We start from the raw sequence: 12,665 nt of genomic DNA on the forward strand, positions 1-12,665 counted from the left end.
GGCTATACTTCCTCCTTATAATTAATAGACATCTCATAATCCCCAACAGGACTGCCTTGCATGTTTAACTCATAGGAAAGGTTGAAATCTCCTTCTACCTTAGAGTCCACTTGTGTATGTGAAACGTTCTTTGTTTTAGTTGTCAGCATAAGAGTGCCGAGCTGGCTTTCATAGGAACCATTTTGTTCCTCTAACTCATTAAAGGCCATTCTCATTTTAACTGCACCACTTCGAAGGATGAGGGCCTGCCTATCCGTAATTTTCACGATTGTATGGGTGGTCCCTTCCTCTTGCACTTCATCATATTTCAAGAAAACGGCATTTCCTTTTTCATAGTATCGACCAAATGATACTAATTCAAAAGAGTCACTTTCGTCTCCTATAGTTATATTGGTTTTTAAGTGAATTTTGACAGGAGTAAAGTCATTTTTTGGAGCTGTCAAACCACTCACATCCTTTTCTTATTTTGAGTCCGATCAAGTGATAGGTCCGTCCCTCGATAGGGACATCTCTTCCTTAACTTATTAAGTATAAGAACTATTGTGTGAAAATGCAATGGAAGGGGGTGGTTTTTCATTTTTCTGTGAGGATGAAAGCGTTAACGAGTTGAGTTGATTATAGAACATTTGAATTCACGGGTTAAATAGGACGAAAGAAAAGCTCAGAGTTTACTGCTCTGAGCCTGACTTTTTTTATGGCGGGTTTATTCCATTGAAGCTGAATAATCTTTCTGTCTGGTTAATCCTTTTCAACCATAACTTTACTCGCTACTCTATTGTCAATTTCGTTATTTTTTCCTTTATCCATTAACCATATATGCACAATCGGATTTTCTGTTTGACTTGCCCATTTATCTAAATCAATAAATCTTTCAACTTAACCGCTAAATTTTGTTTCATCATCAATCATAATTTCATAGGAAGGGTATAATGCTTCAGGGTCAATATCGTCTGCACCTACAATAATACTACTTTCTTTCACTTCAAGAATGGTACCTTGGAAGTCAGAATCACGACCACACCCTGCAAGTAATATAAATATCATGAAAGGTATAATACTTAAGAATATTGTTCGCATATTTCCCTCCTTGGAAACGCTATTTGATGACCAAAACAATTTAGTAAGAACATCCTTATTTCACTAATCCATCACGTTTAATTTGATTTACCTGATCAATGAATGTGGTCTCAATGCTGCGATACGTCATGCCCAGCTCACCCTTGCTTTTTGAGGTATCAAATTTCACTGGATAACCGACATTTTTGCTTACATATTCTCTCGTCAACCCTACTGTTGGGGCAATTAACCAAATAAGTGGTTTTGGTACCACTCGTTTTGGAAGAGGATATTCACCAGGGAAATTCTTTTCAATGAGTTGAGCGATCTCCATAAACGTTATTTCTCCTCCTGAAATAATGTAACGGCCCTCTGCTTTAGGAGTAAAAGCGGCTAACATATGAGCCTTGGCAATATCCCTTACATCCACGATTCCACTGGCAAGATTCGGAACACCCGTTTTAAACCCACCTGTTAAAAAGGATAGAATCGTAGAGATACTTGTAGAATCGGTTCTTTTAGATAGAGTTGGTCCCATTACAAAAGATGGATTGATGGTGACTAAATCCCATTGATCTTGTTCCTTCATCATTTTCCAGGCTTCCTTCTCGGCAATCGTTTTCGAGTAAGAGTATGGTTGGTGATTAATTGAGCTTGTCGTATTCCAATCACCTTCTGAAAAACTTTCTTTCCCTTTCATATCCACATGATCTCCAAAAATGGACACAACACTGCTTGTTAGAACCACTCTTTTCACTGACTCCACTTTGTTAACTGAAGAAAGCACATTTTGAGTTCCCTTTATTGCAGGTTCAATGAGTTCTTTATTCGCATCCTTGATTCCATTAATAATAAAAGGGGAGGCTGTGTGGAATACATATTCACAACCGCTAACCGCTTCATCAAAGCTTCCTTCCTTCAGTAAATCAGCTTCGTAGACCTTTAACGTACCCGGTGTCTGTTTTTCAATTTCTGCTAGATGTGCGTACTTTTCTTCTTTTTGTGAATCTCGCACGGTGATTCTTGCGTCCTGCCCTTGTTCCAATAATTCTTTTACTAACCAAGAGGCAACAAACCCTGTTCCCCCAGTGACTAAAACGGTTGATTTATCCATTGTTCTCCTTCTTTCTATTTGTAAATTGGACTTTAATTTCTAACATATTTTAATAGATTGACGTCATTGAGGTCCGTCCCTCTATAATGGTTTAAATGTTTAAAACTTTAAACGTATAGTACATGAAAAAAGTCTCTTCTGTCAATGAAGAAGAGACTTGGTGAGTTATTTTACCCAACCGAGAAGCATTTCTCTGATGAGCTTACTTGCTGTGTTAGCTGTTTGTTCAGATGGGTCATAGATTGGAGCTACTTCTACTAAGTCTGCACCAACTACATTTACGTCAGAATGAGCGATGGCATGAATCGATGCCAGCAATTCTTTTGATGTGATCCCTCCACAGTCCACGGTTCCTGTTCCAGGAGCGTGAGCAGGGTCTAATACATCGATATCAATGGTAACGTAAACTGGACGACCTGCTAGTGTTGGCAGGATTTCCTTTAAAGGCTCTAACACTTCAAATTTTGAAATGTGCATGCCATTTTCTTTCGCCCATTGGAATTCTTCTTTCATCCCAGAACGGATTCCAAACGAATACACATTCTTAGGTCCGATATGCTCGGCGATTTTACGGATTGGAGTCGAGTGAGATAATGGTTCTCCTTCATACTCTTCTCGAAGATCTGTGTGAGCATCGAAATGAATAATAGCAAGGTCTGGATTTTTCTTTGCTACTGCTTTCATTACAGGCCATGAAACCAGGTGTTCTCCACCCATTCCAAATGGAATTTTCCCATCTCCTAAAAGCTGATCAATATAATCTTCAATCATATCAATGCTTCGTTGTGGATTACCGAATGGTAATGGAATATCTCCTGCATCAAAAAATTTAACCTCTTCTAATTCCCGGTCTAAGTAGGCACTATACTCTTCAAGTCCAATCGAAACCTCACGAATACGAGCTGGGCCAAAGCGGGAACCTGGGCGATAGCTCACTGTCCAGTCCATTGGCATTCCATACAGCACAACCTGACTATCCTCATAAGATGGGTGACTCTTAATAAAAACCTTACCTGAATAAGCCTCATCAAAACGCATATTCTTCAACCTCTCTTTTGGAGGGACGGACCTTCACGAGGCGCATTATGCGTCTTGGAAAGTCCGTCCCTCTTTCATAATTTACATTCGTCGTTAAATTGGAATAAAGATACCTAATTACAAAGCATTTAATATGGTGATTAGGAAAGACGAATTGTATGTTCCATCGATATTCTTAAAACGGAAGGTCCGTCCCTCGATTATTTCGTTAGGTCTTTTACGAATTTTGGTAGTGCGAATGCTGCATTGTGTAGTTCTGGTGTGTAGTATTTTGTTTCGATGTCATGGAAACGTTCTGCTGGTACTTGGATTGGATCGTGCTTTTTAGAACCGATTGTGAACGCCCATAGTCCGCTTGGGTATGTTGGGATATTCGCTGTATAAAGACGAGTAATTGGGAAGATTTCTTTTACATCGCTTTGAACCTGGCGAATAAGATCTGCTTTGAACCAAGGATTGTCACATTGCGCTACAAAAATCCCGTCTTCCTTTAAAGCTTTTGAAATTCCTGCATAGAAGCCCTTTGTGAATAAGTTTACTGCTGGTCCAACCGGCTCAGTTGAATCTACCATGATGACGTCATATTCATTTTCACTTTTTGCGATATGCATAAAGCCATCGTCAACTTGTACATCTACTCGCTCGTTTTCAAGCTCTCCAGCAATCTCTGGAAGGTATTTCTTTGAATACTCAATTACCTTTCCATCGATTTCAACAAGAACTGCTTTTTTCACACTTGGATGCTTTAACACTTCACGGATTACTCCACCGTCTCCGCCACCTACAACCAGTACTGTTTCAGGGTTTGGATGAGTAAATAATGGAACATGCGCTACCATTTCATGATAAACGAACTCGTCCTTTTGACTTGTCATAACCATTCCATCAAGAAATAACATGTTGCCCCATTCTTCTGTTTCTGCCATTTCAAGGTATTGAAAATCCGTTTGCTCTGTATGTAAAGTCTTCTTGATTTTCATCGTGATACCGAAGTTTTCTGTTTGTTTTTCTGTGTACCAAAGGCCACTCATTGTTTCAACTTCCCTTCTTGTTTTCATATTTTATATTTCCCAACTGTTATTCTCAGTAAGTCTGGGTGTTCTCAAATTCATCCTGGGACAAGATATCTCAAAGCCTGAAAAAAAGAGCTTTAGCTCCATTTATAGAAACGTCCACAGAAGACGTCATTTTTATCCTTCCCTATCATGATAAATACAAACATGAGAAAAAGTATAGTGAAATCTAGCAAAATTTCAAGAGAAATTTTTTCTAATCCTTTTATGTTTAAAATCTCGTAAAAGTTTTCATACTAATAATACATATAAAACGTTATGAAATAAGGTGTTTTCACAATAGGCAAAATTGGAGGTCCGTCCCTCAACAGTCTGTGAGAGCATACTTTAGATAGAAGGTGGGAGTAGGGATGGAGTTGATTACGCGTTCGGGAATGGAAAGGACAAAGAAATATGTTAGAGCTTTTGTGATTGTGAGTCTATTTCTATCGGTTCTCGCTTTGGTAGGGGTAATTGGGGTTCTCACATATGCGAAGGTTCAAGGAGCGCCACCCCTTGCTGTCCCGCAATCCACTCTACTTTATGGAGATGATGGTTCAGTTATTGGGGAGACCAATGCTGGAGAAAAGCGATATTGGGTAGACCTGAAGCACATCTCTCCTGCTCTGATTGAAGCCACTATTTCTATTGAAGACAAAAGCTTTTATCAGCATTATGGATTTGACCTTAAACGAATGGCTGGAGCTGCTATTGCTGATGTGAAGGCCATGGCGAAGGTTCAAGGAGCCAGTACTATTTCTCAACAGTATGCTCGTAATCTATTTTTATCACATGATAAAACATGGAAAAGAAAAATATCAGAAGCCCTTTATACAATCAGAATCGAAATGAATTACTCGAAAAAAGAAATTCTTGAAGGCTATTTAAATACAATTTATTACGGACATGGTGCCTATGGTGTACAAGCGGCTAGTCAGTACTATTTCGGTAAGGACGCAGACAAGCTAACCCTTGCTGAAGCTTCTATGCTGGCTGGGATTCCGAAAGCCCCGGGACATTATTCACCCGTCGTTTCTATTGACCAAGCGAAAAAGCGGCAGGAACTCATTCTTCAATCCATGGTGAAAGATGGATTTATTACGAAAGAGCAAGAGGCTGTGACCAAACAAAAAGTCATCAACATTACAGGAGAGCACGCTCATCAAACCGTTGAAATAGCACCCTATTTTCAAGATGTAGTAAAAAACATTCTTCGTTCACAGTTAGGAATTGAAGAAAGAACCATTGAGATGGGCGGATTGAAGGTATATACGACTCTTCAACCGAAACATCAGGAAACAGCTGAAAAAGTTGTAAAGGAACAAATCCCCGAAGAGTCAGAGATTCAATTGGGTTTTGTCGCCATGAACCCTAAGAATGGTCATGTGACAGCTTTAGTAGGAGGCAGGAATTACGAAGAAAGTCCGTTTAATCGTGCTGTTCAAGCTATACGTCAGCCTGGTTCTACGATTAAACCACTCTTATATTATTCTGCTCTTGAACAAGGCTTTACTCCTTCGACAACTATGAAGAGTGAGTTAACATCCTTCACCTTTGAGGATGGAAAAGAAACCTACACGCCTCATAACTATAATAATAAATATGCTGAGGATGAAATTACGTTAGCCCAGGCGATTGCTTTATCAGACAACGTCTATGCCGTTAAGACCCACCTTTTTATTGGACAGGATACGTTAACAAAAGCCGCTCATGAAAAGTTCGGTTTAACAACAAAGGTAAAGAAATACCCATCCTCTGCACTCGGAACGTCTGGAGCACGTGTCATTGATATGGTAAACGCATATAGCATTTTCGCAAACGGTGGCTACAAAGTGAAGCCTGTATTTATCACGAGAGTTGAGGATTGGTCTGGAAATGTCATTTATGAAGAGAAGAACAAGAAGAAGCAGGTTCTCGATTCTGACACGGCCTTTGTGATGACTCATATGTTAAGCGGAATATTCGACCCTAAGCTTAATGACTACTCTACCGTTACAGGTATTCAAATTCGAAAGGATGCCACTCGTCATTATGCAGGAAAATCTGGAACAACAAATACAGATAACTGGATGATCGGATACTCCCCACAGCTGACAGCAGGAGTTTGGACAGGATATGACCAAGGAAAGGAAATCTCTCTTGTAAATGATAAGTACTATGCTAAAAAGATTTGGGTCCATTTTATGGAGGAAGCGTTAAAGAATGAACCCGTCAAAGCCTTTAGACCAACAAAGGGTGTCGTTGGCGTTGCTGTTAACCCTCATAACGGAAAACTCGCAACGAAAGACTGTCCCGTACAGCGTTTCACGTACTTTGTAAAAGGGACGGAGCCTACTGAATATTGTACAGAGCATATAAAAGATACGGACACTCCTAAGCAGTCGGAACCTTCTCATAAAAAAGAAAAGAAGCCTTGGTATCAGAAAGTGAAGGATTGGATTTTTTAAGCTACACACGTGGAATAAAACGAAAAACCTCGGGTTTGTGCGAACCCGAGGTTTTTCATGTCCTAGTTTATGTGCAAACTGTGATTTAAGTGTACTTTTTTTCTTACATAAGAGCAAGATGTGAACGACACATTCAAAAAAATGTCATAGTTTGTTCACAAAGATTTAGTTAGGCGAAACGGTTAATGCCTCTTTTAATTCAGGCTTTGAACGATCCCACATACCTTCATCATGGTTTTTCAAAAATTCTGCCATAATCATTTTTGACTTATCATCCATGTGATCCACAATAATATGGCGCTTGATGGATTTATCCATATGATTCACGTGCTCTGGCATGGATTTGTAGCCTCGACGCTTTTCACGATTGACGACTAATTCACATGCTGTAACACCTGCATAATAAGGTCCATCCTCCATACGGTCAATCGTTACCCACATTAACCAATATGGCTTTCCTCCTGCTGAATCCTCACGATTATTCGTAAACTTAATCCCTTTTTCAATCGGACTTCTTGCGTGCATTGCTCCAATTTCGATCGTTGCTTCCCCTTCTTCTACATCAATCATAACGGGTGAAACATTATCAAGACTTAAGGAGCCAACACCGTAACCACCGTGGCCATCCGTAGGGTCATTTTTTATAATATTAAATCCAATATTTTTTTTCTTTTCCATCGTTTTTCACTCCTTCTAGACGATCTAGCTAAAAATTGAAAAGATTGTGGTAAAAATAATGCTGAATGCTTGGCTCGTCGCATTCATTCCGACTTGTAAAAAAGGCCAAATGGTATATTCATCAAGAGGCGTAATGACAAGAATAAGAAACAGTAATATCCCATATTGTTCATATTGGCTAAGCTTAGCCCTTACATGATTCGGGGATAAATCCTCAATAATGCGGTACCCATCTAAAGGAGGGAACGGCAATAAATTAAACACAAATAATAAGACATTTAATTCTACAATCATTTGCAAGAGATCAATGACAAAAGGAGGAATCCCTGACACTCCTGTCACTCCGACAAAGAAATAAAATATCCCAAATGCAATAAAAGCAATAAGGAAATTACTTAACGGACCGGCTACTGATACCAGTACCCCGGCTAGCCGTGGATTCTTAAATCGAGAACGATTAACAGGTACAGGTCTCGCCCAACCAAATCCAGCCACTAATATTAAAATCGTTCCAATTGGATCTAAATGTTGAATCGGGTTTAGGGTCAGCCTGCCTTGATCCTTCGCTGTTGTATCCCCAAACTTATAAGCCACATACGCATGAGCAAATTCATGAACCGTAAAGGCTAGTACTAAAGCAATAACCACAAACGGAAGCTCTTCTAACCGAAAGATGGATATTGACTCAAATAACTGGCTAATTGTTTCCAAAGTATGTACTCCTTTTTAAAAAATGATTTACTTTCTTATTCCATAGTATACAGAAAAAATCCTGCCTTCATGACCTTTTCCCGTTTATTTAAAATCTCTCTTCACCACTATAACAAACTTGCCCAATCAATCCCTAAAGATTACATTAGAAAGGTAGGCAGGAATGATAAGCCTATCACAGATTGTATCAAATCAAAGGGTTAGGAGCGAATCAATATGCCTTATATTACAGTAAAAATGCTCGAAGGACGTTCTGAAGACCAAAAGCGTTCCTTAGTCGAAAAAGTCACCCAAGCCGTCAGCGAAACTACTGGTGCACCCGAAGAGAAAATCGTTGTGTTTATCGAAGAAATGACGAAAGGTCACTATGCAGTAGGCGGAAAAAGATTGAGTGATCAATAGAAAAGTGGAGGAGCCTCGAGCTACTGGAAGTGTTTGTCGATTTGTGTCGATAAATCAGTACTTCACAAATAAAATGGGAATTTCGCAAATATCTCCTCCAAACAAATAAAGAGACTACTCATAAGTTCGTCGAGTAGTCTCTTTTATCATATAAAACGTTCTTTATTGAACGGTTTTTTTCTGTTTTAATCCTTCAATGTAGCTGAAGGCTTCTTCAATTTCATCTTGAGTGTATTTCTGTTTACTTTTAAGAGTGAATACTTTCTCTACCACTTCTTCTTTAGATAAGGTATCAAAATATAAGACCGTTGAAACGAGTTCAAGAAAGCGTGCTGATTGTTCATTCATATCCGTTAAACAATCGTCTAGACATGGCATTTCTTTTTCATATATTTGAAGAAATTCTTGTCCTTCTTTCGTGACTGAATAGCGATATTGATAGTATCCGCCCTTTTTCTCCTTTATTTCCGAGATAAATCCCATATTGCAGAGTTCCTCTACTCGTAAAGTCAGTTCCTCTGAATAGGGACCATAAAAGTGAAATTGGAATTTTTCCTGGAAGGGGAAGGAAAGCTTCTTGGCGATGAATATCATTTTCTGAAGCTTCTTTCTTCCCACGACTTCACCTGAGGCTAAAAAGGCGCTCATTAGTTTTGCATGATCTTTCAACAATGTTCGTCATCTCCTACTCCTGTATTACGTTTGTAAGATCCTCAATTGGCTGCTGGTCGTCTAAGATTGTTCTAGAATCGCACGTATTTGTCTCTTTATATTTTTCTTTGATGATTCGTCATATAATAAATCGGAAGGATAATATAGCTTATGGTCTGTTCGACGCTTCCCCGAGATGGAGTCTACAATATCTGATTCTCTCGACAACTCTCGTAATTCATCGTTTCTCATCAGTAAATGAATGGGAAGTCGTTCTTCTTCTTCACCTGGACGATAGAAATCGTATGGTAAATCGGAAGATGAGTCCACCACTAAATAATACTCCGGGTTGATACCTGCTTTTTTAAAAAGGGTTTCCAACTCACTATGCTTCCTGTATTCCTTTGCAGGATCAAATTCCACATATTTATATAAATTCCGATTCATAAATCTCTTACATAAATCTCTTAAAATCGGATCCTCTTCTTCTTGCCAGATTTGAAAATAAAACATAATGACCGCTTCATCCAGCTTCAAATAATCCTCTAAAGACACCTCTTCTTTAAATAAAGAGTAAAAGTGGAGAGGACTTTGTTTAAAAGCGTAATCCTCTTCATGAAGCTCCTTGGCTCTATGTAAAATCTTCGTTAAAATCACTTCTGCACTTCTTGATACTGGGTGAAAATAAACCTGCCAATACATTTGATATCGGCTCATGATGTAATCTTCTACAGCGTGCATTCCACTTTGTTTAATCACCACTTGATCTTCTCGAGGTCTCATCACTCGCAAAATTCGTTCCATGTCGAAGTGACCATAGCTTACCCCTGTAAAATAAGCGTCGCGTTGCAAATAATCCATCCGGTCTGCATCGATTTGACTTGAAATCAAACTGACAACAAGCTTATTCTCATAAGTTTTGGCAATGACTTCTGCCACATGCTTTGGAAAATCAGGTTTTACTTTTTGAAGAACAGCATTTACCTCTGTATCTCCTAAAATAATTTCTTGGGTAAAATACTCATGATCCAAATGGAAAACTTTTTCAAAGGCATGAGAAAAAGGACCGTGTCCAAGGTCGTGCAGCAATGCAGCACAGAGGGAAAGGAGTCGTTCTTCTTGATTCCACTCGGGCCTTCCAGCAAACACATCATCGACAATTCGTCGAATAATCTCATATACGCCAAGGGAATGATTAAAGCGACTATGCTCTGCTCCGTGGAAGGTTAAGTAGGTAGTTCCTAGCTGCCGGATTCTGCGAAGACGCTGAAACTCTTTCGTTCCAATGAGATCCCAAATGACCTGATCTCTTACATGAACATACCGATGAACAGGGTCTTTAAATACTTTTTCTTCATGTAATTTCTGCTTGGCATACTCCATTTTTTACCCTCTTCCTAAACTAGCATATTTCTATTATAGCGACTTATTTTCCAATCTTCATCTCGAAATCTGTCGAAAAAAATAGATATTTGGCTGATAAGCAATCAGTAGCAAGCGTTCCGTCTGTTCAAAAAAATTTCGCCCCTTGACAAAAGATATTTATCAGCCTGTGACTATGGTCTCATATGTACTCTTTTTATAGTTCTCTACTTGATATGTAGTTTCCTTTAACAAGAATGTACAAACCCATTTTTTATTTTCTCCAAAACTTTACGTGTTATTCCTATGGAGTTGTTTTTGAAAAGAGAGTAGTGGTTGATTGCTTAATATGACTAATATAAATTCCTAACACGTCTAGAAAACAACATTTTCTTAAAATGTGTAGGGATCGATTTTTGCTTGTTTTGTAAAAATACTTTTTCTTTCGTTTGTTTTTTCTCAATAAGCTCTTTTACGAAAAACTCTTTTAGATGATGAGAGGAACTGCATAGAATCCTTCGTAAGTAAGCTGATGAGGCTCGGCCGAACGCTAGCTGCAAGCGAAGCAGTTCCCCAAAACATCTATCAAATACTGGTTGACAGAGGCATCGCGAAGGTTATTTAATAAAACACCAATTCTTGCGAAAAGAGCCAATCAAAAAGAAAAAACTCCCCTTATGGAAGTTCTTCTCTATTTCTTTATTTTTTTCTGAATCTTTTCCATCAGTTCTTCTTCCGTCAACGCCGCAACTGGACGATTATTGACAAAAGCGAATGTCTTTTTTCGTCCTGGACCACAATAAGACTGGCAAGCGATGTCGATCGGTGCCTCCGGGTCCATCTCTTTTAATTTAGGAATTAAGGTTTTTAGGTTTACGGCCTGACAATCATCGCAAACACGAAATTCGTTTGCCATCTGTCCACAACCCTTTCTATCTATTGAAATGGTATGTTGCTTTATTTTTTCGTTCTAAACACCGATTTCTAGAATACAGTTTCCTGCAATGTTTTGCAAGAGAACACAACTTCCAGGTTGTGGGATTTATACTCTCACAACGAAACTAGTAGAACAAAAAATAATTTTAACATATTCGTATAAAAACCTATAAAACTGACCATCCTTTAATCAACGAGTCATTTAATTATTTTATGGGAGTTGAGATTATGATGATGAAAACTAGACAAGATGCTTGGACCGAAGAAAATGATTTATTACTAGCAGAAACCGTTTTACGACATGTCCGTGAAGGCAGCACACAGTTAAATGCCTTTGAAGAGGTGGGAGACAAGCTGAATCGAACTTCTGCTGCATGCGGCTTTCGATGGAATGCTGTCGTTCGTCACCAATACGAAAAAGCTCTTCAACTAGCTAAGAAACAACGCAAGCAACGTCACCGTTTACTTGGGAAAGACCAAGGCGGCAAGAAGAAGCTATTATACCAGCCACCAACACCTTCCTTCGATGATTTAGATGCTATGTCTCTATCAATGTCTGAAGCTGATGAGGAAATGGAATTCTCCTATGAAGACTATGTTCCAGAGACTGAGAAGCAAGCAAGTGGGAAGCAAGATGTAGAAGTAAGCGAGGAGAAAACATTTATACCACAAGCTCCAGCCACAACCCATATGGTCAATCCAGCTGGTTTACGAGGAGAAGTAACCCTTGAAAAGGTCATTGCCTTCCTACAAAATTTAGCTCATTCGAACACAAACTCTGATATTGTAAAAATTGAGAATCAGAGATTAAAGCATGAACTGGCTGAAATAAGACGAGAAAATCAAGAGCTTCAAAAGAAAGTAAACGAGCTGGAAAATAACACGGTCACCATGCAGGAAGACTACGAGACCCTTATGCAAATCATGAACAGAGCAAGAAAGCTTGTATTATTCGATGAAGACGATGCCAAAGCACCACGCTTCAAAATGGATCGCAATGGAAATTTAGAAAAAGTAGCTGAATAAGTGATACCAAGCCAGCGTGCCTTGCTAAAATGAGGGGTATGCTGGTTTTTTTGTTGCAATGAGGAGGGAATGAACTGCTTTAAGCTCGCGATTGGGCCACTTAGACTCCGATTTGGGCCGGAATTCCGCATAATTGGGCCACTTCTTATTACATTTGGGTCGGAGCCTAGAAATATTGTGCCAAATTGTGAA

General features: G+C 39.0%; 13 protein-coding genes. 3 read left to right on the forward strand and 10 right to left on the reverse strand.

The genetic code is table 11. The features are described from left to right. Positions 1 to 2: 2 nt before the first annotated feature. From IQI_RS07205 to speE, 5 genes are all read right to left on the reverse strand, one after another. Positions 3 to 452, reverse strand: a complete 450-nt coding sequence (locus IQI_RS07205; protein ID WP_082892620.1) for a DUF1934 domain-containing protein — start codon at positions 450 to 452, stop codon at positions 3 to 5. A gap of 424 nt (positions 453 to 876) precedes the next feature. Then, entirely contained in the window at positions 877 to 1,077 is a 201-nt protein-coding gene (locus IQI_RS07210; RefSeq protein ID WP_064091974.1) for a hypothetical protein, read from the reverse strand. Between the two features lie 55 nt (positions 1,078 to 1,132). Next, positions 1,133 to 2,170, reverse strand: coding sequence for an SDR family oxidoreductase (locus IQI_RS07215; protein WP_064091975.1), 1,038 nt, complete (start codon positions 2,168 to 2,170; stop codon positions 1,133 to 1,135). 165 nt (positions 2,171 to 2,335) lie between these two features. Next, positions 2,336 to 3,208 carry an agmatinase gene (gene speB / locus IQI_RS07220; RefSeq protein WP_064091976.1) on the reverse strand — a complete coding sequence of 291 codons (873 nt, stop codon included), beginning with the start codon at positions 3,206 to 3,208 and terminating at the stop codon, positions 2,336 to 2,338. 200 nt (positions 3,209 to 3,408) lie between these two features. Further along, the gene (gene speE / locus IQI_RS07225; protein WP_064092119.1) at positions 3,409 to 4,239 is read right to left on the reverse strand and encodes a spermidine synthase; all 831 of its coding nucleotides are present in this window, start codon (positions 4,237 to 4,239) and stop codon (positions 3,409 to 3,411) included. A 392-nt stretch (positions 4,240 to 4,631) separates the two neighbouring features. Between speE and IQI_RS07230 the strand changes: the two genes are divergently transcribed. After that, positions 4,632 to 6,707: a transglycosylase domain-containing protein gene (locus IQI_RS07230; RefSeq protein ID WP_064091977.1), complete on the forward strand. Its 2,076-nt coding sequence runs from the start codon at positions 4,632 to 4,634 to the stop codon at positions 6,705 to 6,707. 165 nt (positions 6,708 to 6,872) lie between these two features. Here IQI_RS07230 and IQI_RS07235 read toward each other — a convergent pair whose 3' ends face one another. Both IQI_RS07235 and IQI_RS07240 read right to left on the reverse strand, forming a co-directional pair. Further along, entirely contained in the window at positions 6,873 to 7,385 is a 513-nt protein-coding gene (locus tag IQI_RS07235; protein ID WP_064091978.1) for a YwhD family protein, read from the reverse strand. A gap of 24 nt (positions 7,386 to 7,409) precedes the next feature. Beyond that, positions 7,410 to 8,096 carry a site-2 protease family protein gene (locus tag IQI_RS07240; RefSeq protein WP_231893395.1) on the reverse strand — a complete coding sequence of 229 codons (687 nt, stop codon included), beginning with the start codon at positions 8,094 to 8,096 and terminating at the stop codon, positions 7,410 to 7,412. 216 nt (positions 8,097 to 8,312) lie between these two features. Between IQI_RS07240 and IQI_RS07245 the strand changes: the two genes are divergently transcribed. After that, complete coding sequence (locus tag IQI_RS07245) at positions 8,313 to 8,498, forward strand: 2-hydroxymuconate tautomerase (protein WP_064091979.1); 186 nt, start codon at positions 8,313 to 8,315, stop codon at positions 8,496 to 8,498. A 162-nt stretch (positions 8,499 to 8,660) separates the two neighbouring features. On the opposite strand, the gene IQI_RS07250 is transcribed toward IQI_RS07245, so the two are convergent. The 3 genes from IQI_RS07250 to IQI_RS07260 all read right to left on the reverse strand — a co-directional run bounded on the left by IQI_RS07250 (position 8,661) and on the right by IQI_RS07260 (position 11,427). Continuing rightward, a complete protein-coding gene (locus IQI_RS07250; protein ID WP_064091980.1) occupies positions 8,661 to 9,170 on the reverse strand; it encodes a YwgA family protein in 510 nt (169 codons plus the stop codon). Positions 9,171 to 9,230: 60 nt separating this feature from the next. Next, the gene (locus IQI_RS07255) at positions 9,231 to 10,532 is read right to left on the reverse strand and encodes an HD domain-containing protein (RefSeq protein WP_064091981.1); all 1,302 of its coding nucleotides are present in this window, start codon (positions 10,530 to 10,532) and stop codon (positions 9,231 to 9,233) included. Between the two features lie 670 nt (positions 10,533 to 11,202). Further along, entirely contained in the window at positions 11,203 to 11,427 is a 225-nt protein-coding gene (locus IQI_RS07260; RefSeq protein ID WP_064091982.1) for a DUF1450 domain-containing protein, read from the reverse strand. 251 nt (positions 11,428 to 11,678) lie between these two features. Between IQI_RS07260 and IQI_RS07265 the strand changes: the two genes are divergently transcribed. Next, a complete protein-coding gene (locus IQI_RS07265) occupies positions 11,679 to 12,473 on the forward strand; it encodes an RsfA family transcriptional regulator (protein ID WP_197489722.1) in 795 nt (264 codons plus the stop codon). Positions 12,474 to 12,665: the final 192 nt, after the last annotated feature.

Origin of the sequence: Rossellomorea aquimaris TF-12, from assembly GCF_001648555.1 — a bacterium.
Lineage (GTDB): Bacteria > Bacillota > Bacilli > Bacillales > Bacillaceae_B > Rossellomorea > Rossellomorea aquimaris.